This is a genomic window from Pseudoalteromonas sp. SA25, from assembly GCF_011378705.1.
Lineage (GTDB): Bacteria > Pseudomonadota > Gammaproteobacteria > Enterobacterales > Alteromonadaceae > Pseudoalteromonas > Pseudoalteromonas arctica.
This window is the reverse complement of the sequence record NZ_WTKV01000007.1, coordinates 26,388-50,338: the sequence shown is the minus strand read 5'-3', so window position 1 is coordinate 50,338 and position 23,951 is coordinate 26,388. Positions and strand designations below refer to the sequence as shown.

Here is a 23,951-nt window from a genome sequence, read left to right as displayed (position 1 = left end):
GCATCAGACTTTACGAGATACTCCATGAGCAAAGATATTCACGATTCACGAATTCTCATTTTAGACTTTGGTTCACAATACACTCAATTAATCGCCCGTCGTGTGCGTGAAATTGGTGTTTACTGTGAACTTTGGGCATGGGATGTGACTGAAGAGCAAATCCGCGAGTTCAACCCACAAGGTATTATTCTTTCTGGTGGTCCAGAATCAACAACACTTGACAACAGCCCGCGCGCTCCTGAGTATGTATTTAATGCAGGCGTGCCTGTGCTAGGTATTTGCTACGGTATGCAAACAATGGCAGCTCAACTTGGCGGAAGTGTACACAGCTCTGATAAAAAAGAGTTTGGTTACGCACAAGTAGAAAAAGTAGGCAACTGTGCATTATTTGATGCAATTGAAGACAGCATTACCGATGGCGGCAACGGCATACTCGACGTATGGATGAGCCATGGCGACAAAGTAATGGATATTCCAGCTGGTTTTGCAACAACAGCTAAAACATCTACTTGTCCACATGCTGCAATGTCTAACGAAGAAAAACGTTTTTACGGTGTACAGTTTCACCCAGAAGTAACACACACGCATCAAGGTCAGCGCTTATTAGAGCGTTTTGCTATTGATATTTGTGGCTGTGAAAAGTTGTGGACTGCTGCAAAAATTATCGATGATGCTATCGAGCGTATTAAAGAAACAGTTGGTGATGACGAAGTTATTTTAGGCCTTTCTGGTGGTGTTGATTCATCGGTTGTGGCTATGCTTATTCACCGTGCAATTGGCGAAAGACTAACATGTGTATTTGTCGATAATGGTTTACTTCGTTTAAACGAAGGCCAACAAGTAATGGACATGTTTGGTAATAAATTTGGCTTAAACATTGTTAAAGTTGAAGCTGAAGAGCAGTTTTTAAATGATCTAGCGGGTAAGTCAGACCCAGAAGATAAACGTAAAGCCATTGGTCATACGTTTATTAATGTATTTGATGAGCAAGCCAAAAAGCTTAAAAATGCAAAATGGTTAGCGCAAGGTACAATTTATCCTGATGTAATTGAATCAGCGGCATCTGCAACTGGTAAAGCACATGTTATTAAATCTCACCACAATGTGGGCGGATTACCAGATGACATGAAAATGGGCCTAGTTGAGCCATTACGTGAATTATTCAAAGATGAAGTACGTAAAATTGGCCTAGAGCTTGGTTTACCGTACGACATGCTTTACCGTCACCCTTTCCCTGGACCAGGTTTAGGTGTGCGTGTACTTGGCGAAATCAAAAAAGAATACTGTGATTTATTACGTCGCGCTGATGCGATTTTCATCGAAGAGCTTCACAAAGCTGAGCTTTACCATAAAGTAAGCCAAGCGTTTACTGTATTCTTACCTGTTAAATCGGTAGGGGTTATGGGCGATGCACGTAAGTACGATTGGGTTGTATCACTTCGTTGTGTGGAAACAATCGACTTTATGACAGCGCGCTGGTCACATTTACCTTATGAGTTTTTAGGTGTGGTATCAAACCGTATCATTAACGAAATAGATGGTATTTCTCGTGTTGTTTACGATATTTCAGGTAAACCACCTGCAACTATCGAATGGGAATAATTAATTTTAGTTTTAATTAACTAATTTTAAGTGATTAAAAAACGGCGAATTAGCATGCTAATTCGCCGTTTTGTTTATTTAAAAAGCAGTTAAACTAAAAGAGTGATTTTTCTCTTTACCTTTGGCGAAACTTCTCTATAATTCGTCGTCATTGCAGGGGCGTAGTTCCAATTGGTAGAACAGCGGTCTCCAAAACCGATGGTTGGGAGTTCGAATCTCTCCGCCCCTGCCATTTCTTCTTTACATCGTTTTTATTACTTCTTATATTGTTCAAATGTCTAATCTACTGAGTTGTTATGCATCCACGTTACGCAGCTATTTTTGATATAGAAAATCTTGAACTCAATCTACATTATTGTCCTCAAGCAAATGATCAAGCTAATGCTTTATCGCAAAGCACGATAGCTAGTCCTTTAACGCTAAATGAGCAACTACTTGCAGACATTAAACTCAGTGCAGAGCCTATTATTATAAATAGCGTTGTACAGGGCAGTGAGATGCAATTAAACGACAATAAGCTTACATTGCCAACCCCACAGCTCAACGCCTCTGAGAAGCGTGCTTTATGGGCTTTAATGAGTGAACACCTTGATAAACTTTAAATCAGTAGATGAAACTGCAATACCTCAATTAATGGCCATCGAAACAGCGTGTCATAGCCATCCGTGGACTTTAAATACAATGGGTTCATGTATAGGCGGGCGCTATTTTAATGTTGCCGCATTTGATGAGGCAAGCATGATTGGTTTTTATATTGGTGAAAAAGCAGGGCCTGATTTTACACTTATGGATATTTGTGTAACACCAAGTCACCAGGGTAAGGGTATTGCAAGGCAGTTGTTAGCGCAGTTTATTGAATATGGTGAGCAGCAAAATGCTGAAAACCTCTTTTTAGAAGTTCGCGAATCAAATACGCGTGCTATTGCGCTGTACGAGCGCGCAGGCTTTGCTGAGATGTCAGTGCGTAAAAACTACTACCCAAGTGATAACCCTGCTAAAAATGGCTTTGAAGACGCTATTTTAATGGGTATGGCGCTAGGTTTAAACTTTTCATAATTAAAGTCGGTAATTAGCATTTAAAATATAGAGCCGCTAAAGTACTGCATTTGTACCGTTTTGTAACTTTGCTTTTTAGGTTACTTTGTCGCTAATTGCTTGCTCAATGGCTGCTATTAAATCATTTACCAGCTCGTCTCTTGGTACTTTATTGTTACTTTTTAAGTTCTCTTCAAGTGCCGCAGCGCTATGGTAAATTTCATCAAAGTTAAAGCATCCAGAACTACCTTTAACACTGTGCGCTATACCTCTTAATGCTTCCCAATCATCACAATGCTGCAAAGCTTTAACTTCTTCTAAATATGTAGGTAAGTTAGCTAAGTAATTATCGGCAATTTGCTGAAACTTTTCGCTCTTTAATAGGCTATCCCATTTATTTTGATTATCTTTTTCAAGATGCAGGTAGCTTACGAGTACGTTTTCCAGAGCATCTTTATCAATGGGTTTAGCCAGTGCTTTGTCGCATCCAGCTTCTAGATAAGTGCCTATATCATGGTTCATTACATTGGCAGTAAGGGCAATAATAGGGCCATCATACGCTGCATGACGAAGCATTTTAGTCGCTTCTAATCCGCCCATTACAGGCATTTGCATATCCATAATAATAAGTTGGTAGTCGTTTACGAGCGCCATTTCTACAGCTTGTGCGCCATTACTGGCAATATCGGGTTCAAGGCCCCAGGTTTGCAGTAATAATTTAATTAATAGTTGGTTATCTGGGTTATCCTCAGCCACTAATATATTGGCGTCGAAGCTATTGGTTGCAAACGATAAGAGAGGATCTTTCTCTGGTATTAACTGGCTTTCTTGCGTTAAAAACTCAAGAATTGGTTGATCATCAGATAGCTGACATGCCACCCTAATTGTAACTCGGCTACCTACACCCACTTCACTTTCAAGGTTTACATCGCCACCAAGTAACAGTGCTAAGTTTTTAGAAATACACAACCCAAGACCTGTACCACCAAAACGGCGTGTAGTTGTGGCATCGGCTTGTTCAAACGGCTTAAATACACGTTCTATTTGATGCTCAGACATACCAATGCCGGTATCTTTAATTACAAATTCTAGCTTTTGACTTGCTTGTAAATAATGCACGCAAATAGACACACTGCCATTTTCGGTAAATTTAACAGCGTTATTTGCAATATTTATAAGTATTTGTTTTAAGCGGGTCACATCACTATAAATGGTGCGAGGTAGCGGCAGTTGGTAATCAATATTGAGGGTTAATTGTTTTTCTTGTGCCAGTGGTTGAATAATTGATTCAATGTCATGCACAAGCTGCACTACGTTTAACGCTGACAAATCAACAGCCAGCTTTTCAGCTTCAATTTTAGATAAATCGAGTATGTTATTTATTAACTCTAGTAAGTGTTTTGAATTACGTAAAATAGTGCTTAGGTGTTGTTTGTCATTCGCTACTTTATCGTTGTGTAGTAACTGCTCTGTAAAGCCCATAATGGCCGTGAGCGGCGTGCGTATTTCGTGACTCATGTTAGCTAAAAAACGACTCTTAAGTTGATTAGCTTGCTCAGCTTGGCCAATAGCTAACTCAAGTTGGCTGTTCATAGCTTCAAGTGCTTGGGTACGACTTTCCACTTTATCTTCAAGGTGGTGTTTGTATTCTTCAAGCTGTTGTTGGTAGTGCCTTATTTGATTAACCATGTGGTTAAAGTCGTTAAATAAAACACCTACTTCATCATTTGTATGAGCTGGTAAGTGCACCGACAAATCGCCATCACCAACACGATGACTTGCAGCCCCGAGTAACTCAATTGGGTTAAGTAATAAATTGCGGACCACTACAAAAATTAATATTGGCAGGGTGATCACCGAAATAATAACAATTAAGCCTGTTATTAAACTTATGGCTTTACCTGATTGATAAAGCACCCCTTTGGGAATGGTCGATACGTAATAATATCCGCCGGGCATTTGCACTGCAAAAATCATTCGCTCTATTTTGTCTATGCTTGAGAGTTCAATAGTTGAAAGCATGCCGATATCAGCGAGGTCGTGCACTTGATTAAGTTCGTACTCGCTTATGTATTGGCCACGCATATTGTAATCGGAGCTAAATAAAATTTTCCCGTCTTTAGTCAACATTAAATTAAGCGTGTTGTTATATGGCGCTTCTAAAATACTAGAGTTTAGTATTGAAGGTTCTATATGTATTACAATAAAACCAAGCTGCTGTGGTCGTTTTAAATAGTAATCAACACTATAAATTCGTTGAATAAAATACAAACTAGTGGTGCCATCATCCTTTTGAATCATAAATTGCTGTTTACTTAAATTACTTTGCAATACTTGATTAAAAAACGGGTAGCTTTTAGGCGCTGTTGTTAGGTTGTTAGAGTAGTAGGCATCGCTTTTCCCACTGGCTGAAACTAAATTAATGCTAATTATATCGGGATAAGCCTCACTGTAACTGGCAAATACATCCATAAGCGCGCCAAGTTTTCGGGTGTAATTACCGTTGGCACGAATGTCGTTTGCTAAAAAATCACTAAGTACTGGCGAGGTTGAAAGTAGTTTTGCTGTAGAGTGAAAAGAGTCGATATAATTAAATATTTTTTGCTGTTGTTGCTCAACAAAACGGCTCATTATTAAATCAGCTTGTTTTTGTGTTGAATTAGTTACATTGGTGAGCGTAAAGCCACCTAAAAATAGCAGCGGTAGAATAACAAGGGGTGTTATATACCATAATAATCTAATACTTAACTTACTGGTTTTCATGACCAAACGACTTATCCTCCATGCAATCTATCAATAATATGCGTTACGACTTTATTACACAAGCTTGTGGCGGTCTTGGTGGCTAAATTACAATCAGTAGTTGCATGGTATTTAGCTCTGTATTGGTGTTTTTTTATTTTATTAAGTTATTTTAATTTAATAAGTTACATGCTTATAACCGTTATTTTATTGTTCAAAAAAGTTTACATAAATTTACATCTTTTAAAGTCATTTTTTTAAAGATAAATGCTATCACTTAAAATTGAATATTCTAATTTACTCTCAGTTATAAATACCAGTGGGTTAACGCAGGGCTGTTAGCCGGGCCACTAGGTTATATTCTCAAGCAAGGCTTAAAAATTCTAATGGTGTGCAGAGGCTTGGTGTATTGTGTGCTGATCCTATTTATTTGGCTTATTACTGATTTTTTTGTACCTCATTTGCAGTTAGGCTTCCCAAAATCCATATTAATAAAAAAGATCAGCTAATAACCAACCATTGATTGTTTATAAGGCCAAGATCAGCGAAAATAGTCTTCAATTACGATTAACATAACGGATCGCATGTGAAGGGCCAATTTAGGGCTTTTCTGATGGTGTGTTGAGCTTTCGAGGTTGCTCTATACCAATTTTATTAAAACAAGATCGTTCTAGCGTATTAAATAACTCACTAACTACGTTAAAAATTATTCATAGAGAATAACTCTATGTGATAATTTCGCCTTGTTATTGCGCTATTTTATTATCGCTATAATAGAACGCTAATTTAATGCAATTGGTATTATTTAAGCCTTGAAAGCTCAGCATACTTAAAGTGGATAATATCCGTATACAAACTAAAAGAACTTTTTTAATGGCAGATCAAAATCTCCTTAGCGAAATTAATAAACGACGAACCTTTGCTATCATCTCTCACCCAGATGCTGGTAAAACAACCATTACCGAAAAAGTATTGTTATTCGGACAAGCTATTCAACGAGCCGGCACTGTAAAAGGCCGTGGCTCTAACCAGCATGCAAAGTCTGACTGGATGGAAATGGAAAAAGAACGTGGTATATCTGTTACTACCTCTGTAATGCAGTTTCCATATAACAACGCACTTGTTAATTTACTTGATACTCCAGGACATGAAGATTTCTCGGAAGATACTTACCGCACATTAACTGCGGTAGATTCGTGTTTAATGGTTATTGATGCGGCAAAGGGTGTAGAAGATCGTACCCGTAAGCTAATGGAAGTTACACGCCTGCGTACAACGCCAATTGTTACGTTTATGAATAAATGTGACCGTGAAATTCGCGACCCAATGGAAGTGCTTGACGAAGTTGAAACAGAGCTAAATATTGCCTGTGCACCCATTACTTGGCCAATTGGTTGTGGTAAAGAGTTCAAAGGTGTTTATCACATTCATAATGACGAAGCTGTTTTATACAAAACAGGTCAAGGTCATAAAATTCAAGAAGTTCGTACCATTAAAGGTCTTGATAACCCAGAACTTGATATTGCCATTGGTGAAGATTTAGCTGCGCAATTACGCGACGAGCTTGAGCTTGTTATTGGCGCATCAAACGAATTTGATTTAGATCTGTTTTTAGCAGGTGAGCTTTCGCCAGTTTATTACGGTACCGCACTTGGTAACTTTGGCGTTGACCACGTTTTAGATGGTTTAACTAAATGGGCACCAACGCCACTGCCTCGTGAAACCGAAGACAGACTTATTGTTGCAACTGAAGAAAACTTTACTGGTTTTGTATTTAAAATTCAGGCCAACATGGACCCTAAACACCGTGACCGTATTGCATTTATGCGTATTGTATCGGGTAAGTACAGCCAAGGCATGAAAATGAATCACGTGCGAATTGGCAAGCAAGTGAGCATTTCTGATGCGGTAACCTTTATGGCGGGCGATCGTGAGCGCGCAGCTGACGCTTACGCGGGCGATATTATTGGTTTGCATAACCACGGTACCATTCAAATTGGTGATACGTTCACACAAGGCGAAAAACTTAAATTTAGCGGTATCCCTAACTTTGCGCCTGAATTATTCCGCCGTATTCGTCTTCGCGATCCACTTAAGCAAAAGCAATTATTAAAAGGCTTAGTACAGCTCTCTGAAGAAGGTGCTGTGCAAGTATTTAGACCGCTTATAAACAACGATTTAATTGTGGGCGCGGTAGGTGTACTTCAGTTTGATGTAGTTGTAGCGCGCTTAAAAGCCGAATATAACGTAGATGCTATTTACGAAGGTGTAAACGTAAATACAGCGCGTTGGGTAAGCAGCGACGATGTTAAAAAGTTTGAAGACTTTAAGCGCAAGTGCGAAAGTAATTTAGCACTCGATGGTGGCGATAACTTAACTTACATTGCGCCGAGCCGTGTAAATCTTAATTTATCAGTAGAGCGTTACCCAGAAGTGACATTTAACCACACTCGCGAAAACTAGAATCGACTGACTACAGTTAACTGAAAGCCTGCTTTGGCGGGCTTACAAAGGTAAAAAATATGAATATTCGTACTATTTTAATCGAAAAAGCCATTGCCGCTATGGCGGGCGCAGGCTTACCTGAAGATACAAACCCAGCAGTAACACAAAGCACACGTCCACAATTTGGTGATTACCAAATTAATGCAGCAATGGGCGCGGCTAAAAAAATGAAAAGCAACCCACGTGAGCTTGCGCAAAAAATTATAGATAATCTTGATGTAAGCGATATTGCTCAAAAGACTGAAATTGCTGGCCCAGGTTTTATTAATATTCATTTAAAACCTGAGTTTTTAGCTCAAAGCGTTAAAGCAGCTAACAGTGATGCAAAGCTTGCTGTAAACGAGCATGCTAACCCGCAAAAAGTGGTTGTTGACTATTCATCACCAAACCTTGCTAAAGAAATGCACGTAGGCCATTTACGTTCAACCATTATTGGTGACTCAATTGTGCGTGCGCTTGAATTTAGAGGCGATACGGTTGTACGTCAAAATCACATGGGTGATTGGGGCACGCAATTTGGTATGTTAATCGCGCATTTGGAAGATCAAATTAGCCAAGGTGTTGATTTAGATTCTGTAGCGCTTGCTGATTTAGAAACCTTTTACCGCGATGCTAAAAAACGCTTTGACGACGAAGAAGGCTTTGCTGATAAAGCACGTAATTACGTTGTTAAATTACAAGGCGGCGATGCGCACTGTGAAAAACTTTGGAAACTGTTTATAGCTACCTCAGTTAAGCATTCTGAAGAAGTATACAAGCGTTTAAATGTAACACTTACTCAAGCTGATATTATGGCTGAAAGCGCATACAACGCAGAACTTAACGATATTATTAGCCTACTTAAAGATAAAAATATTGCAGTAGAGTCGCAAGGCGCACAAGTTGTATTTTTAGATGAGCTAGCTAATAAAGATGGCGAGCCTTCAGCGTTTATCGTACAAAAATCTGGCGGTGGTTTTTTATATGCAACAACAGATTTAGCGGCATGTGATTATCGTTCAAATAAATTAGGTGCTGATCGTATCTTAATTTTTGTAGATGCACGTCAAAACCTACACTTTAATCAAGTAGAGCTAACAGCGCGTAAAGCAGGTTTATTACGAGACGAAACAAGTTACGAGTTTTGCCCGTTTGGCACCATGATGGGCGCCGATAACAAACCATTTAAAACACGTACTGGCGGCACAGTAAAACTTGCTGATTTATTAGAAGAGTCAATTAACCGTGCAGCCGCAAAACTAGCTGAACGTGAGTCTGATTTAAGTGATAGCGATCGCAGCGAGATTGCACGTAAAGTAGGTATTGGCGCAGTTAAATACGCCGACCTTTCTAAGCACCGTACCAGCGATTACATTTTTAACTGGGACAGCATGCTAAGCTTTGAAGGCGCAACCGCTCCTTATTTACAATATGCTTATACACGTATACGCAGTATTTTCCGTAAGTCAGGCGTTGATGCAGCTACATTAAATTCAGATGTTGCAATTATTGAGCCTCAAGAAAAAGCACTAGCGCTTAAGCTACTACAGCTTGAAGAAGTACTTGATTTAATGATCAGCGAAGCAACACCGCACGTACTATGTGGTTACTTATATGAGCTAGCAAGCTTATACATGACATTTTACGAAGCCTGCCCAGTACTTAAAGAGGGCGTAGAGCCAAGCGTGCGCGATAGCCGCTTAGTGCTGTGTAATTTGGTTTCTAAAACATTAGAAACCGGATTGGATTTGCTAGGCATTGAAGTTATGGAGCAAATGTAATCACCTTCTGCTGCGTGTAGTTCGCTTTGACTGCGTTGTCGTGCTTTTTTAGCCTAAGTCACATACTAAATGTATGCTCCTTGGCATAAAAAAGCACTCCGTCTTGTCAGCACTTCTACACTTGCAGATATCTGAGTTGTGTAGTTCGCTTTAGCTGCGTTAAGAAGTTTATTTAGCCAAAGTCACATACAAACCGTATGCTCCTTGGCATAAATAGTTTTACCGCCTTGCTAGCACTCCTACACTTGCAGATATCTGAGTTGTGTAGTTTACGTTGTAGGTTGGGTTGAGTGAAACGAAACCCAACGATACACCTGAGACTCTATGTTTACTGCTATCGAATACACCTGAGACTCGGTGTTATTGCTATCGCATACACCTGAATCTTAATATTTGTTATTACTCAACATCTATTGTTTTAAGCTCGCTACTCTAAGCTCTTTTCTAGGCTTTATTTAAAGGACTTGTTATGAAACTCGAAGATATCCGCCGTGAATACCTGCAAGACGCGTTAAGCGAAGATAACTTGCAAGATGATCCGTTTAAGCAGTTTGAAACATGGCTTGAGCATGCAGTGGCAAGCCAGTTACCCGATCCAACTGCGATGGTTGTAGCAACTGTTGATGAAACCGGTCAGCCTTCACAGCGCATTGTGCTTTTAAAGCATCTGGATGATAACGGTTTTGTATTTTTTACCAATACAGGTTCGCGTAAAGCGCAAGAGCTTAAAGGTAATAACAAAATATCGCTGCACTTTCCGTGGCACCACATGGAACGCCAAGTTATTGTATATGGCGAGGCTAAACCATTACCTACATCTGCCGTGGCAAAGTACTTTTTATCTCGTCCTAAAGAAAGCCAATTAGCTGCGTGGGCGTCAGCGCAAAGTCGTCCGGTGTCATCACGTAAAGTACTCATGGAAACCTTCGCCAACATGAAAAGTAAGTTTGCTAAAGGTGAAATTCCATTGCCTGATTTTTGGGGCGGATATTGTGTAGTACCCACTAAAATTGAGTTTTGGCAAGGTGGGGCGCATCGTTTGCATGACCGCTTTATGTACCAGCGTCAAGCAGATAATAGCTGGCAAGTTACGCGCTTAAATCCTTAATAAATAGATGAGTAAGTAACCGTGCAATTTATTGACTCTCATTGCCACCTCGACTTTAGCGAGTTTGATTCGAATCGTGAATCGCTCATAAACGAGTGTGTAGCAAAGGGAGTTAGTCAGTTTGTTGTGCCGGGTATTACGCTTGCTCAATCGCATACCCTCATAAAACTCAAAGCAACTTACCCAAGTATAAAAATAGCCGCAGGGCTACATCCTTACTTTTTAGAGCAACATAAAGAATCGCACATAGAAGCGTTATTTGAATTCGCGACTGCAAATAAGCATCAGTTGGTAGCTATTGGGGAGTGCGGGCTTGATCGAAGTATTGAAAACCTTCCTAAACAAACTTATTTATTTGAGCAGCAAATAGGGCTTTCTAATGAGCTTAACTTACCGCTCATTGTGCATCATAGGCAAAGCCATGATTTAATTGCGCAATCGTTTAAGCGGTGTAAGCCAAAAAACGGGGGAGTGATTCATGCCTTTTCGGGCTCACTTCAACAAGCGCAGTACTATATTAAGCAGGGTTTTAAGCTTGGCATAGGCGGTGTTATTACCTATGATCGCGCAGTTAAAACACGCGCTGTTATTGCTGCTATTGAGCCAGAGCACTTAGTGCTTGAAACCGACTCACCTTCAATGCCGTTAAGCGGTCATCAAGGTGAAGTTAACACGCCACTGCATATACCTGATGTATTTAACGCGTTATGTGATTTAAAGCCACATAGTGAAAGAGGGACGCTTGCAAAGCAGCTTTACGATTCTTGTTCAGATGTTTTTTGCATATAGCGATTTACCTGCCAACGTTTTAATCCACGCCCTAACTGCCACGTAAAAATACATGCAATCACTAGCATTAATAGTACCTGTCGACCTAAGTCATGAAAATGATTATGGCTGTCGGATATTGCGGCGCGAGTTAAATAAGTAACAGACACAAAGCCTATAGGGCGATCATCATCGCTTATCACGGGTTCCATAAAAGGTGTTTTTAGTTTACTAATACCCGGTGTAGAGTCAGGGAGTTGTCCATAAATATGATGTGACTGCCAATTGTCACTGCTAGCAATTAAAATGCCTTGTTGATCATAAATAGTCGCAGAAAGTACAAATTCATCTTTACTTATATCGTTACAAATGGCGTTGAGCTGTGGTTTGTTTTTTTCAATAAGCGGTGTTTTAACATTTAAAGCCATAAACTGAGTGAGGCTTTTTGCCGTGCTATCGGCACTATCATAAAGTAACTGATGACTCTGAAAACTACTATTAACACCTACCCAGCTTAGTAATACAAAACAACCAGCCGCTAGTATTAAGCGAACAAGTCGTTTTCTTTGAGAAGCAGTAATAGGGTTTTTAATATGGTTATTTTTCATAGTCACCGTTTATGCTACTGACAGCATTTTGATTTGATGTTACAACTACACTAACTATAACCTTAAACCCCACCTGATGGCGAATTTAGTGTTGAGAATACCAGTTATGATATGCCAATTATCAGGAAAATAAAAATAAACACGGAGATCCCATGTCGCAAATCAACATGGCACAGCAAGCTGCTGAGCAACCATTACAACACTTAACTCTAAATAAATGGTTTAGCTATAGTGGTGGTGTATTTACACCTCTCAATTATATACCAAACAAAGCATTAGGGTTATTTAGTATCGCATTTGCGGGTGATTTTGAAGAAAAACACATTGTTAGCATTATTGATTTTTTAGCTACGCATAACCAAACAGTCAGTGCTATATGTCAATATCAACCAGATTTAGGGTTAGCTCCAGCACTGTGTTTTTACGCGCAAAATGCAGAGGAAGCTATAAACCCGTTAGTACTACAAGAGTTTTCAAGCACTCTAGATTGTCAATTAGTGCAAGTTGCTACTGCGCCTAATTTATATGAGCCTGGTTTATTGGTTATGGATATGGATTCAACTGCAATAACTATTGAGTGCATAGACGAAATAGCACGCCTTGCGGATGTTTACGACGAAGTTGCCTCTGTAACCGCACTTGCAATGGCGGGTAAACTTGATTTTAGCGAGAGTTTAAATCAGCGCGTAGCTAAACTGGCTGGTGTTGAAAAAAGCTTAATTGAAGAGCTAAAAAGTGCATTGCCACTCATGCCGGGTATTAAAGTGCTGTGTCAAATTCTAAAACAGCATGACTGGTATTTAGCAATTGCATCAGGTGGTTTTGTACCGTTTGCAGAGCGCGTTCAAGAGCTTATTAATTTAGATGAAGTGCACGCTAATGTACTCGAATTTAAAGACGATAAACTAACAGGTAAAGTACTGGGTACAATTGTAGATGCACAACAAAAAGCAATTATTCTAGAGTCGTTACAACATAAATTAGGGCTTGAGAAGTCGCAAACAGTTGCTATTGGCGATGGCGCAAACGATTTAATCATGATGGCTAAAGCTGGCCTAGGTGTAGCAGTGCATGGCAAACCTAAAGTAGTTGAGCAAGCACAAGCGGCTATTTGTGAAGGGTCATTATTGCAATTGCTGTATATGTTGGCCATTCCGTTAGATAGAGAGCCCGCTCTTTAAAGTTGTTTAAGTTAAACCGCTTAGCGTAAGCGGTTTAACCAGATTAGTTTACGGCGGCCCATTTGTTCAACTTGCTCTTTTTTAAGCTCTAAATGGCTTAGAGCTTCTTCAGTTATATCTACTACGTCCCCCACGCCTGCAACAGCCCATAATGCTTCTTCTAAATCTTTTGCTTTATGCATTGCATATTGGCTTACGTATTTAAGCTCATTAGATAGGTAGTCAGTATCGGGGCGACCTGTGCGCGAAATATACAAACGCATCACAAATATAAGTTGTGATGTAATGCCTTTACTAATTTGTTTATAAAAGCTTGAGTAGTCTTCACCTAAAGCGCATTGGCTAACAATAGCCTCTTCAATTTTGCCCTTACGAGGGTCGAAATTAATAGCGAGTGTAAAAGCAAGCGGTGCGTCTTGGCGACTGCGATCTTTAATATTAGGCGTTATTACATTAATAATTTGCTCTTCGGTAAGGATACTCGAAAAGTCAGTTTTGTTACCTAATAAGCCAAAATTTTGCAAAATAACATGCATAGGACTGGCGTATAAGCCATAACCAATTGCACCTGTTTTAAAGTGTGCAGCTTCTTTGTGTAAATACAGCGGAAATTGGCATACACTTTTTGTAACCATATTTCTAAGCGCGGTAGATAAGCCTTCTACTTTTGGCGCTTCTTCAGATACTTTAAGTTTGTCTTTATTACCTTCTATTAGCTGAGTGAAAAAAGTCACGCCAGCATGGGGTAAATCAGCAATACGATTCGCTTTTAGGTTAATAGTAGTGAATGACTTACTAATGGCCATTATTTCGTACTTTAGTTCGCTAAGCTTATGCTTTTTAGTTATTTTTTGAAGCTCAGGAAATGTTAAAAGTACTATATCACCTTTTTTAAATGTGACTGGTTGCTCGCACTCTAATTGCAAACCCATTACAGAAAAGTCACGTGTATAACCGTTAAATACTTCATCATTAATAGTGACGCTAACCGGTGTTTTATAAAGGTAGCGCTTATGCGAGCGTAAATTTACGTATTCAAGTGGCACAATATCTAAATAAGGTGGCGTTTTATGTTTTGCGTGGCCAAAATGTTTAAGCTGATTTACTAACGCTTTATCAAAAGTAAGTTGTTTATAATCTGCTTGCTCTGTTTTATTGCCAATACTTGTAAGTACAACAATATATTTAACGTCTTTTATAAGGCCTTTAACTCGAGGGGAAGGCGGCTTGTTGAGTTTTTCAATATTAGCGCCAGCACTATTAGGTAATGAAAGCGGTATAAAAGAATCATCTGGATGACTTGGCATTATTTGTATTTTAAAGCACTGCCAACTTTCTTTTTGGCTACCAAAACCTAAAAATAGATCACGTAATTTAGGGTTATTATTTAGCTCAGTTCGTGTCGCAGAGTAATAGTAAATTTTACCCGATGATATATGTGTAAATGTATAGAGGTAATCTTCTTTGACCGCGGTAATTTGGGTTAGTAATTGTGTAATGCGCTGATGATTGAGTATATTGTACAAACACGGTGTTTTTCTTTCATCGGTAAAATAGCGCTGGATAAAAATATTATTTTCAGTAGTAAGGCTAAGGCTTGGGTAATACTGTTCATCTTTTTTGCTTAAAAATACATATAAAGACGTTACACGAGGAATGTAGTATTGCTCATATCCCTTTGATACTACGGCATCGAGCGTGTTATCTAAATTTACTTTATAACGACGTTTATTACCGTGAATAAAGCTTTCTAAAAAGTCATTAAAGGCATCGTTATTTTCGATATAAGTGCGTTTTAAGCGAATGTGGTTGTATTCACGAGAGATATTTTCAACGGCAACAACTTCGTATTGAATACCGTTTTTTAGGCCAAGTTCAAAGTCTTGTTCAAGGCCTACCAAGCGCATTGCTATTAGTTCACCTTTTTTTATAGAGTAGCGCGTTGCAAGCTTAACTTTACAACCGCTTAAAGATATATCTGAGGTGCTAGCAGCAATGTTCTTTTTATCTTTGTAATCAATAGTTACTTTTATTGAGTAATTCATCCGTTCTTCACGGCGGCTCTCGTAAGAGGCAAACTTAATTACTTCAGTGCTTAAGTTACTTTCTGATTCTTGTAGTTCTGATTTTTCGGCGGCTTGTTTTTGTAATACGCGGTGGTTATTTTCTGTATTCATTACGGCTTCGTAAACGGCTAGGGTATATTCACCATGCTGTTTAAGTGCTTTTTCAAACACTTCAATGGCTGTGTCATCCATAAAGTGCTGTTTGCCGTTATGCTCATACGGTTTTACTTGGCCCGTCACTAATCCACGAAGATCAACAAAGCGTGCCACTGGCTGAGATAAGCGTGACATTTCCATTTTCATCAAAAATTGCTCAGGTTTGGTTAACCCAGCGGTTTTTGATTTGAAAATCAGGTCAAATTTAGCATTGCCTAAATATGTTTTTAACTCATTCACGAGGTCTTCGTGTTTGAGCATTATGTCATCAGCCATTTATAAAACCATCACCGTCTAATTGAAAAAGTAGGTATACTGTTAAGTCCATTTATTAGAAGTTCAATAAACGTTAAATCGCGCTATGTTATTAATATAGGTACAATTATTTTAGTTACTACTGTTTAGCTCTTGTTATTATGTGTTATATGCCATTTTGTTGGCAAGTTACTTTAAACTATTTCAAAGCAAAAAGTATGCCCTAAATTATAGCTAAAAAGAAACACCATGTGTATTTAATGATTGTGACGCTAGATTTTTACGCAGGCAAGAGTTTGTTGCTAAGTAAATGTTTGAAGTGGCAAAATAAGTTATTAACAGTAAATGTTTTTAAAATTAGAGAATCGTAGATAAGGTTATAAATGACTAAAGCGGCAAAAATAGAGTTTGTGTGTACAGAATGTGGCATGAACTACCCACGTTGGCAGGGTCAATGCCGCTGCGGTGCGTGGAACACATTAGCAGAATTTAAACCTTCAGCAGGGCAGAGTAAAAAAGCGTCAGTTCGAGCAAATGTAGGTGGCTATGCTGGCGGTGCTGGTGGCGGCTCTAAAAAAATTAATGATATTGCTACGTCAGAGGCAGAAAAACAGCTGACAGAAATCGGCGAGCTCGATCGTGTGCTAAGCGGTGGTGTAACTACCGGCTCTGTTAATATAATTTCGGGTGATCCAGGTGCTGGTAAAACAACATTGCTATCTGACCTAGTAGCGAGAATGTCACAACGTATGCCGTCACTTTACTGTACGGCCGAGGAGTCATTATCGCAGTTTAAAAACAGGGTAAATCGTTTAAAGTTAAACTATAACCCTGACGAGCTTTATTTACTTTCAGAAACCAGTGTTGAAACCATCATTGAAGAGCTCGAGAAAAATAAAATTAAGTTTGCTGTTATTGACTCTATTCAAGCGGTTGTAACCGAAACTGCAAATGGTAGCCCAGGTTCCCCTTCGCAAGTAAAAAGCGCCGCCCAAGCATTGACTCAATACTGTAAGCAAAATGATGTAACCATGTTCATTATTGCTCATGTAAATAAAAATAACGAAATAGCAGGTCCTCAAACACTTGTACATATTGTCGATGCGCTTTTACACATAGACACCAACGATGGGCAAATTAGAACCCTTAGGGCAAATAAAAACCGCTTTGGTGATATAGATACCGTTGGCATTTTTAAAATGTGCGAACGTGGAATGTTAAGCGTTGATAACCCGAGCGAAATATTTTTATCGGGGTCTACAACTGACTCGCCAGGCTCTACAATTACCTGTATCCGTAAAGGTAATCGAAATTTACTACTTGAAATTCAATGTTTAACTACCGAAACCGAGGCGGAATTTCCGCAGCGTGTTTGCGTTGGTTTAAACATGAACCGCATAAAAATGCTGACTGGCATATTACGCAAACACACTAAAACCAAAATATTCCACGATACGTTTTTTAATATTGTGGGTGGCCTAAGAATAGATGAAACAGAAACTTGTATTGATTTAGCATTAGTAACCGCGTTACTTAGCAGCTTAAACGAATTTGTTGTGCCTCGTACCACGTGTATTATGGGTGAGCTTAGCTTAAATGGCGATGTACGCCCAATTGACAGTGGAGTACCACGTGTTAAAGAAGCGGCACAACATGGTTTTACAGAAATATATATTCCATTTCGTAATTACCATAAGTCGATGGAAGGGCTGGGCGCTAAAATTACCCCAGTTAAAACAGTACATGAGTTGCTTAGTTTAATTAATTAATACTTACGGGTGTTAATGTGTAATGTTACTCTTAATAAAACTCGGTTTACACAAAGAATAGAATAAGGAAATAACATGAAAAAGTTAGTAATAGTTGCAGCGATTGTAGCTGCGGGCGTTGGCGGCGTGAGCTATGCAAATTATGTAGCTACACAAGAAGTGCGTGCAGAAGTAGATAAGCAACTTGCTTTAGTAAGCGAGCAAACTGGCGCTACATTTAAATACGCTGGTTTATCGGCAAGTGTTATTTCAAAAAGCGTAGAAATAACAAACATGGAAGTAATAAGCCCAGAGGGCGACAATGTTGCTAATATTCAAAGCATTGAAATAACTGGTTACGAGCCAGATAAAATATCACCGCATACATCATTTGATGTAAAAAGCTTTCAGTTTGATAAAGACTTTGTTTCAAAATTACCTGCTGATACAAACGAAATGCTCGCGTCGGCAAGTTACGACTTACATTCATCACTTGATTACGATGAAGAGTCTGGCAATAGTGATGTAGTCGTTAAGCTTGATGCAAAAGACATTGTTAGTTTTAATATGGATATGGGCTTGGCTAATTCGAAAGCATTAATGGATGCTTCATTGGCGATTAGTAAAGCGCAGCAAGAAGCGGGTAACCAGCCACTTACTTATGAGCAAGAGTTACAGCAGCAAACACTTGTTATGCAAGCAATGAGTAAGTTAGAGCCGCGCAATGTTAGCTTTGCCTTAAATAACCAAGGTAAGTTAAAAGACTTACTATCAAGCGAGCTTGAAAAGCAAGGCATGACGCTAGAGCAAATGGAAATGATGTTAGAGCAGCAGTTACAACAGGCTCCTGTAACTGAAAATATTGCAGAGGCTTTAACAAGCTTTGCTAAAGGTTTAAATTCATTCAGTGTGTCTGCAAAGCTACCTGAAGGTAAAACTATGATGGAAATTAACCAACAGGTTATGATGCTAGTAGGGCAACCTGAAGAGCTAGTTAAGTTTATTAACTTAGAAGTTAAAGGTGATTAAGCCTTAGTTTTGTATTAATAAAGGCGCCAATTGGCGCCTTTATTATTTTGTGTTGTTATAAGCAGTTAGTAACTCTGATTGCTAAAGCAGTTTGCTTTTATGATATTGGTGATTATTTGTTGTGATGGTTTTATTTTTTCCATCGCTAAAAACTCATCAGGCTGATGCGCTTGGTTAATTGAGCCTGGGCCCATTACAATCGTTTCACAACCGAGTTGCTGGATAAACGGCGCTTCAGTGCAATAATTTACCGCGACCGCTTTTTGCCCCGCTATTTTTTCAGCCATTTTAACTAAAGCACTGTCGGTGCTACCACTAAATGCCGGGATTGGTTCATGTAAATCAATAACGCTCACCGCATTTGGGTATTGCTGATTTATCTCTTTTGTTGCATCAAGCACTAATGCTTGTAGTTCTTGTACACTTAAACCTGGTAATGGGCGCATGTCTATATGCATTTCACAGCAACCACAAATTCTATTCGCATTATCGCCACCATGAATATTACCTAAGTTTAATGTTGGATAAGGAATTTCAAAGTGATTTATTGAATACTTATGCTTTAATTGCTCTTTTAAGATCATCAATTTTGTAATCACTTTATGCATTACTTCAATGGCGTTAAGGCCACGTTCGGGATCTGAGCTATGCCCAGAGCGACCAACCACTCTTATTGCTGTACTCATATGGCCCTTGTGCATAAATACTGGCGTCATATCAGTAGGTTCGCCAATTATACAGCGTGCAGGTTTTAAATTAGGGTGCTTACATATTTGCTGTGCACCTGCCATAGTTGTTTCTTCATCGGCAGTGGCGAGTATTAAAATAGGTTGAGTTTGCTGCTTTTCATCAAGTTCACTAATTGCTTGTAATACAAAAGCAAAAAATCCTTTCATATCAATGCTTCCCAGCCCGTACAATTTATTGTCTAGTTCGGTAAGTTTAAACGGATTGTGGTTCCAGCGGCTGTCATCAAAAGGCACTGTATCAGTGTGGCCCGCAAGCATTAACCCGCCATCGCCTTTTCCACGCTTTGCTAATAAATTAAAGCGGCCTTTACCTCCTTCTAATTCAATAATTTCACACGTAAAACCGAGTTTTTCGCACCACCTCGCAAGGAGTTCAATTACGTTTTTATTGCTCATACACAAGCTGTCTTCAATTGCACTAATAGAAGGGGCTGCAATCAATTGTTGATACATAGAAATAAACGAAGGCAAAGGCATAAAAAAATCCAAAATTATTATTCAATTTAATTGCATAACAATATAAAAGTATTTATGATGAATATCAATTCACTTTTTAAGCATAAATATATTAAAGTAAAGCTATGAAAATAATGCGACGATAATCTACAAATTCATTAAATTAAGTCTTAATTTAGCGTCTTAGCTAGTTTAAGCGAACAACATATATATTTAGCAGTAAATTTTAAAATAACGAGTAATCAATGAATGTAGTTATTATTGGCGCAAGCGGTTATAGCGGCGCAGAGTTAGCAAGCTTAGTTGCTAATCATCCAAACCTTACCTTAACAGGCTGTTATGTATCTGAGGGTAGCTTAGATAAAAATAAATTACTAAGTGATTTATACCCAGAGCACCTTGGCTTACTAGATTGTCCTTTACTTCCTCTTAGTGCATCAGCTTTTGATGACATTCAAAGTGATGCTGACTATGTGTGTTTATGTACCGATCACAAAGTAAGTGTTGATTTAGCGCCTCAATTTTTAGCTATGGGTAAAAAAGTATTTGATTTATCTGGTGGCTATCGTCTAGCAAGTAATGATGATTACGTTACTTACTATGGTTTTGAGCATCAACACCCAGAGCTTTTAAATGAAGCGGCTTACGGTTTAGCTGAGTGGAACAGTGATGCTATCGCTAACGCAAAGCTAATTGCTGTTGCAGGCTGTTACCCAACAGCGGCGCTCAATGCACTTAAACCGCTTAAACAAGCAGGCTTATTGAGCAGCGAAAGTATTATTATTAATGCCGTTTCGGGTGTTACGGGTGCCGGGCGTAAAGCGAGTGTAGGAACACATTTTTGTGAGGTATCGCTTGCACCTTATGGTTTGTTTAACCATCGCCACGGTCCTGAAATTGAACAACACCTTGGCCACAAAGTGTTATTTACACCGCATCTAGGTAGCTTTGCGCGCGGTATTTTAGAAACTATTTATGTACAACTTAAGCCAGGCGTTACCAAGGAAAACGTTGCATCTGCTTATCAAGTGCTTGCTAACGAACCATTAATTCGTTTGTTAGGCGATAAAATACCGTCAATTAAAGGTGTTGCTAAGCAACCATTTGTTGATATTGGTTGGCAGCAACAAGGCACGCAGTTAATTGTAATGTCTGCCATTGATAACTTATTAAAAGGCGCTGCTGGACAAGCTTTGCAGTGTATTAATATTTCTATGAATTTAGATCATACCACTGGTTTAAAAGGAGCGTTTTAAATGAGTAAAAAAACGTGGGTAATTAAGCTAGGTGGTGCAGTACTTAATACAGAAAATGCAGCAAAAGCGTTGTTTGATGTATTAAATGAGCAAACAAATGATGAGTTTGTGATTGTACATGGCGGTGGCTCTTTAGTTGATACATGGTTAAAACAAGCGGGTTTTGCCAGTGCTAAACACCAAGGTTTACGTATTAGTCCAGCAGAGCAAATGCCTTATATAGTGGGTGCGCTTGCAGGTTGCGCTAATAAACAATTAATGACTCAAGCTATAAGCGCAGGGCATAAGCCTGTCGGCTTAAGTCTTTTTGAGGCGGGTGTGACTGCAACCCAAAAATTAAAAGCGCTTTGCTTAGTGGGTAAATGCACAAGTAACGAAGATTCTATCATCAATGATTTACTTAGAATTTCTCGTTTACCTATTGTTAGCTCTATCGGCTTTGATGAACAAGGCTTGTGGTACAACGTAAATGCAGATGAAGCTGCAGCGGCTATTGCCAGTAATTTAAATGCAGAACTAATTTTTATGACGGATGTAGAAGCGGTACTTGACGCAAATAAACAACCGTTACATCAACTTGACACAAAACACATTGATACTTTAATTACAGATGGAGTAATTGTGGGCGGGATGGAGGTCAAAGTTAAGACCAGCCTTCACGCTGCCCAACATTTACGACGCGGTGTGTATATTTCCAGCTGGCAAAAGCCAGAAAATTTAACTGCTCTGCTGCAAGGTGAGCATGTCGGAACAAAGATTACACCATAGGTTTATTATGTTTGAGAATTTTTTAACGGGTTTAGAATTAGACCAAGAAGGCGCACTTAATTTATTAAAGTTAGCGCAAGATATAAAAGCAAAGCCAGAAAAATACAGCCAAGTATTATCGGGTAAATCAATCGTAACATTGTTTGAAAAGCAAAGTTTACGTACACGTTTATCGTTTGATATAGGTATTAATCGCCTTGGTGGTCATGCTGTTTATTTAGATCAGCAAAATGGCGCTATGGGTGCACGTGAATCAATTAAAGATTTTGCACTTAATATCTCTACTTGGGCCGACGGTATTGTGGCGCGTGTAAATCAGCACAGCACATTAACCACGTTAGGTGAATATTCATCGGTACCTGTGGTAAATAGCTTGTGTGACTTGTACCACCCTTGCCAAGCACTTGCTGACTTTTTAACGCTTCAAGAAGTACATGGCGATGTAAGTGAGCTTAAAGTAGCTTACTTAGGTGAGGGCAATAACGTAACTCATTCATTGATGTTACTTGCCGCAACGCTAGGTACTGACTTTGTTGCTGTAACACCAAAAGGGTGTTCGCCAGATTCACAAATACTAAAAAAAGCAGAGCAAATTGCAGCAATGAATGGCGCATCAGTCATGGTGAGCGATAGAGTTGAAGCTGCAGTTGGTGCAAACGTTGTATACGCAGATACATGGGTATCAATGGGTGATACAACGCCGCTTGAGCAAGTAAAAGAAAAATACATGCCTTATCAATTAAATCAGGCATTGCTAGATCAAACAGGTGCGACTACGGTATTACATTGCCAACCGGCACACCGTGAATTTGAAATTACCTCTGAGGTAATGGATGGTCCAGCATCAAAAATTATTCAACAAGCAGAGAATCGCATGCATGCGCAAAATGCTCTGCTAGTTACATTACTAAATCCAAATTTTGTTAAGGAACACCTATGAGTTCAATTAAAAAAGTCGTTTTAGCCTATTCTGGTGGTCTTGATACGTCGGCTATCGTGCCATGGTTAAAAGAAAACTACGGCTGTGAAGTAATCGCGTTTGTTGCTGATGTAGGTCAAGGCGCTGAAGAGCTTGAAGGCGTAGAAGCTAAAGCAATCGCCTCTGGTGCATCTGAATGTTACGTAGTTGACTTAAAAGATGAAATGGTAAGTGATTACATTTACCCAACGCTTAAAACGGGCTCAATTTACGAAGGTACTTATTTATTAGGTACTTCTATGGCGCGCCCGATTATTGCTAAAGCACAAGTTGAAATTGCGCGTAAAGTAGGTGCTGATGCACTTTCTCATGGCTGTACTGGTAAAGGTAATGACCAAGTTCGTTTTGAATCATGTTTTGCAGCACTAGCCCCCGATTTAAAAGTAATTGCGCCATGGCGTGAGTGGGACTTATCGAGCCGTGAGTCATTACTTGATTACTTAGCTGAGCGTGATATTCCTTGCTCAGCATCTGCTACAAAAATTTATAGCCGTGATGCTAATGCATGGCATATCTCGCACGAAGGTGGTGAGCTTGAAGACCCATGGTGCCAACCAACTGAACAAGTATGGACATGGACAAACTCACCAGAGCAAGCACCAGATAAATCAGAACTAGTAACTTTAAAAGTTGTTGAAGGTGAAGTGGTTGCTGTAAATGGCGTAGAACTTAAACCGTATGACTGTTTAGTAAAATTAAACGATATTGCATCGCCTCATGGTGTTGGACGTGTTGATATTGTAGAAAACCGTTTAGTTGGCATGAAGTCACGCGGTTGTTATGAAACGCCAGGCGGCACAGTCATTATGGCTGCGCTTCAAGCCATTGACGAGCTAGTGCTTGATAAAGCAAGTCGTAAATGGAAAGAGGTACTGGGCGGTGAGTTTTCGCATTTAGTATACGACGGCCGTTGGTTTACGCCGCTCAAAGATTCTATTTTAGCCGGTGCAGAAGCACTTTCTAAAGCGGCAACAGGCGAGGTGGTACTTAAGCTATACAAAGGCCAAGTGACTGCAGTACAAAAGCAGTCACCAAATAGCTTATACAGCGAAGCATTTGCTACATTTGGCGAAGACGATGTGTATGACCAATCACACGCTGAAGGCTTTATTCGTTTATTCTCGCTTTCAAGCAGAATTTCAGCACTCGCTAAAAAGTAATTTATTACGCCCCTTATAAA

At 39.3% G+C, this 23,951-nt stretch carries 18 protein-coding genes and 1 tRNA gene; 15 read left to right on the top strand and 4 right to left on the bottom strand.

The genetic code is table 11. The features are described from left to right. The first annotated feature begins 24 nt into the window (after positions 1 to 24). The 4 genes from guaA (at position 25) to rimI (ending at position 2,658) form a co-directional block, all read left to right on the top strand. Positions 25 to 1,602 (top strand): glutamine-hydrolyzing GMP synthase, encoded by a 1,578-nt coding sequence (gene guaA, locus GQR45_RS07510; RefSeq protein ID WP_165725578.1) that lies wholly within the window; start codon positions 25 to 27, stop codon positions 1,600 to 1,602. Between the two features lie 155 nt (positions 1,603 to 1,757). Further along, positions 1,758 to 1,834, top strand: a tRNA-Trp gene (locus GQR45_RS07505). A gap of 64 nt (positions 1,835 to 1,898) precedes the next feature. Next, complete coding sequence (locus GQR45_RS07500; protein WP_165725577.1) at positions 1,899 to 2,204, top strand: hypothetical protein; 306 nt, start codon at positions 1,899 to 1,901, stop codon at positions 2,202 to 2,204. Continuing rightward, positions 2,191 to 2,658 carry a ribosomal protein S18-alanine N-acetyltransferase gene (rimI, locus tag GQR45_RS07495; protein WP_007581622.1) on the top strand — a complete coding sequence of 156 codons (468 nt, stop codon included), beginning with the start codon at positions 2,191 to 2,193 and terminating at the stop codon, positions 2,656 to 2,658. Before GQR45_RS07500 ends, rimI begins: the two co-directional genes overlap by 14 nt. Before the next feature lie 75 nt (positions 2,659 to 2,733). Here the strand turns inward: rimI and GQR45_RS07490 are convergent, their stop codons facing one another. After that, complete coding sequence (locus GQR45_RS07490; protein WP_165725576.1) at positions 2,734 to 5,400, bottom strand: ATP-binding protein; 2,667 nt, start codon at positions 5,398 to 5,400, stop codon at positions 2,734 to 2,736. Between the two features lie 852 nt (positions 5,401 to 6,252). Here GQR45_RS07490 and prfC point away from each other — a divergent pair. The 4 genes from prfC to GQR45_RS07470 all read left to right on the top strand — a co-directional run bounded on the left by prfC (position 6,253) and on the right by GQR45_RS07470 (position 11,541). After that, on the top strand, positions 6,253 to 7,842 hold the full coding sequence (prfC, locus tag GQR45_RS07485) for a peptide chain release factor 3 (RefSeq protein WP_007581628.1): 1,590 nt from the start codon (positions 6,253 to 6,255) through the stop codon (positions 7,840 to 7,842). Positions 7,843 to 7,901: 59 nt separating this feature from the next. After that, positions 7,902 to 9,644: an arginine--tRNA ligase gene (gene argS, locus GQR45_RS07480; protein WP_165721061.1), complete on the top strand. Its 1,743-nt coding sequence runs from the start codon at positions 7,902 to 7,904 to the stop codon at positions 9,642 to 9,644. Between the two features lie 469 nt (positions 9,645 to 10,113). Next, entirely contained in the window at positions 10,114 to 10,752 is a 639-nt protein-coding gene (gene pdxH / locus GQR45_RS07475) for a pyridoxamine 5'-phosphate oxidase (protein WP_007581631.1), read from the top strand. A 21-nt stretch (positions 10,753 to 10,773) separates the two neighbouring features. Continuing rightward, positions 10,774 to 11,541 (top strand): TatD family hydrolase, encoded by a 768-nt coding sequence (locus tag GQR45_RS07470; RefSeq protein ID WP_165725575.1) that lies wholly within the window; start codon positions 10,774 to 10,776, stop codon positions 11,539 to 11,541. Here the strand turns inward: GQR45_RS07470 and GQR45_RS07465 are convergent. Further along, positions 11,508 to 12,128 (bottom strand): AhpA/YtjB family protein, encoded by a 621-nt coding sequence (locus GQR45_RS07465; protein WP_007581635.1) that lies wholly within the window; start codon positions 12,126 to 12,128, stop codon positions 11,508 to 11,510. The two genes, GQR45_RS07470 and GQR45_RS07465, sit on opposite strands and share 34 nt — an antisense overlap. Positions 12,129 to 12,280: 152 nt before the next feature. On the opposite strand from GQR45_RS07465, the gene serB reads away from it, so the two are divergent. Next, positions 12,281 to 13,309, top strand: a complete 1,029-nt coding sequence (gene serB, locus GQR45_RS07460) for a phosphoserine phosphatase SerB (protein ID WP_165725574.1) — start codon at positions 12,281 to 12,283, stop codon at positions 13,307 to 13,309. A 20-nt stretch (positions 13,310 to 13,329) separates the two neighbouring features. Here the strand turns inward: serB and GQR45_RS07455 are convergent, their stop codons facing one another. Continuing rightward, positions 13,330 to 15,807: a PilZ domain-containing protein gene (locus GQR45_RS07455; protein ID WP_165725573.1), complete on the bottom strand. Its 2,478-nt coding sequence runs from the start codon at positions 15,805 to 15,807 to the stop codon at positions 13,330 to 13,332. A gap of 362 nt (positions 15,808 to 16,169) precedes the next feature. On the opposite strand from GQR45_RS07455, the gene radA reads away from it, so the two are divergent. Further along, positions 16,170 to 17,555 carry a DNA repair protein RadA gene (gene radA / locus GQR45_RS07450; RefSeq protein ID WP_024590039.1) on the top strand — a complete coding sequence of 462 codons (1,386 nt, stop codon included), beginning with the start codon at positions 16,170 to 16,172 and terminating at the stop codon, positions 17,553 to 17,555. 75 nt (positions 17,556 to 17,630) lie between these two features. After that, positions 17,631 to 18,563, top strand: coding sequence for a hypothetical protein (locus GQR45_RS07445; protein ID WP_024608998.1), 933 nt, complete (start codon positions 17,631 to 17,633; stop codon positions 18,561 to 18,563). Positions 18,564 to 18,628: 65 nt separating this feature from the next. Here the strand turns inward: GQR45_RS07445 and argE are convergent, their stop codons facing one another. Beyond that, positions 18,629 to 19,789: an acetylornithine deacetylase gene (argE, locus tag GQR45_RS07440; protein ID WP_165725572.1), complete on the bottom strand. Its 1,161-nt coding sequence runs from the start codon at positions 19,787 to 19,789 to the stop codon at positions 18,629 to 18,631. A gap of 224 nt (positions 19,790 to 20,013) precedes the next feature. On the opposite strand from argE, the gene argC reads away from it, so the two are divergent. Genes argC through GQR45_RS07420 form a run of 4 tightly spaced genes read left to right on the top strand, consistent with a single transcriptional unit; the run spans position 20,014 to position 23,931 of the window. After that, positions 20,014 to 21,024, top strand: coding sequence for an N-acetyl-gamma-glutamyl-phosphate reductase (gene argC, locus GQR45_RS07435; protein WP_165725571.1), 1,011 nt, complete (start codon positions 20,014 to 20,016; stop codon positions 21,022 to 21,024). Further along, positions 21,025 to 21,792 carry an acetylglutamate kinase gene (argB, locus tag GQR45_RS07430; protein ID WP_165725570.1) on the top strand — a complete coding sequence of 256 codons (768 nt, stop codon included), beginning with the start codon at positions 21,025 to 21,027 and terminating at the stop codon, positions 21,790 to 21,792. A gap of 7 nt (positions 21,793 to 21,799) precedes the next feature. After that, a complete protein-coding gene (locus GQR45_RS07425; RefSeq protein WP_024590034.1) occupies positions 21,800 to 22,732 on the top strand; it encodes an ornithine carbamoyltransferase in 933 nt (310 codons plus the stop codon). Further along, positions 22,729 to 23,931, top strand: a complete 1,203-nt coding sequence (locus GQR45_RS07420; RefSeq protein ID WP_165725569.1) for an argininosuccinate synthase — start codon at positions 22,729 to 22,731, stop codon at positions 23,929 to 23,931. The genes GQR45_RS07425 and GQR45_RS07420 overlap by 4 nt, the downstream gene beginning before the upstream one ends. Positions 23,932 to 23,951 lie beyond the last annotated feature (20 nt).

Coding starts and splice junctions, on each gene's coding strand:
- guaA (WP_165725578.1), top strand. CDS start 25: ATGAGCAAAGATATTCACGATTCACGAATTCTCATTTTAGACTTTGGT.
- GQR45_RS07500 (WP_165725577.1), top strand. CDS start 1,899: ATGCATCCACGTTACGCAGCTATTTTTGATATAGAAAATCTTGAACTC.
- GQR45_RS07490 (WP_165725576.1), bottom strand. CDS start 5,400: ATGAAAACCAGTAAGTTAAGTATTAGATTATTATGGTATATAACACCC.
- prfC (WP_007581628.1), top strand. CDS start 6,253: ATGGCAGATCAAAATCTCCTTAGCGAAATTAATAAACGACGAACCTTT.
- argS (WP_165721061.1), top strand. CDS start 7,902: ATGAATATTCGTACTATTTTAATCGAAAAAGCCATTGCCGCTATGGCG.
- pdxH (WP_007581631.1), top strand. CDS start 10,114: ATGAAACTCGAAGATATCCGCCGTGAATACCTGCAAGACGCGTTAAGC.
- GQR45_RS07465 (WP_007581635.1), bottom strand. CDS start 12,128: ATGAAAAATAACCATATTAAAAACCCTATTACTGCTTCTCAAAGAAAA.
- serB (WP_165725574.1), top strand. CDS start 12,281: ATGTCGCAAATCAACATGGCACAGCAAGCTGCTGAGCAACCATTACAA.
- GQR45_RS07455 (WP_165725573.1), bottom strand. CDS start 15,807: ATGGCTGATGACATAATGCTCAAACACGAAGACCTCGTGAATGAGTTA.
- radA (WP_024590039.1), top strand. CDS start 16,170: ATGACTAAAGCGGCAAAAATAGAGTTTGTGTGTACAGAATGTGGCATG.
- GQR45_RS07445 (WP_024608998.1), top strand. CDS start 17,631: ATGAAAAAGTTAGTAATAGTTGCAGCGATTGTAGCTGCGGGCGTTGGC.
- argE (WP_165725572.1), bottom strand. CDS start 19,789: ATGCCTTTGCCTTCGTTTATTTCTATGTATCAACAATTGATTGCAGCC.
- argC (WP_165725571.1), top strand. CDS start 20,014: ATGAATGTAGTTATTATTGGCGCAAGCGGTTATAGCGGCGCAGAGTTA.
- argB (WP_165725570.1), top strand. CDS start 21,025: ATGAGTAAAAAAACGTGGGTAATTAAGCTAGGTGGTGCAGTACTTAAT.
- GQR45_RS07425 (WP_024590034.1), top strand. CDS start 21,800: ATGTTTGAGAATTTTTTAACGGGTTTAGAATTAGACCAAGAAGGCGCA.
- GQR45_RS07420 (WP_165725569.1), top strand. CDS start 22,729: ATGAGTTCAATTAAAAAAGTCGTTTTAGCCTATTCTGGTGGTCTTGAT.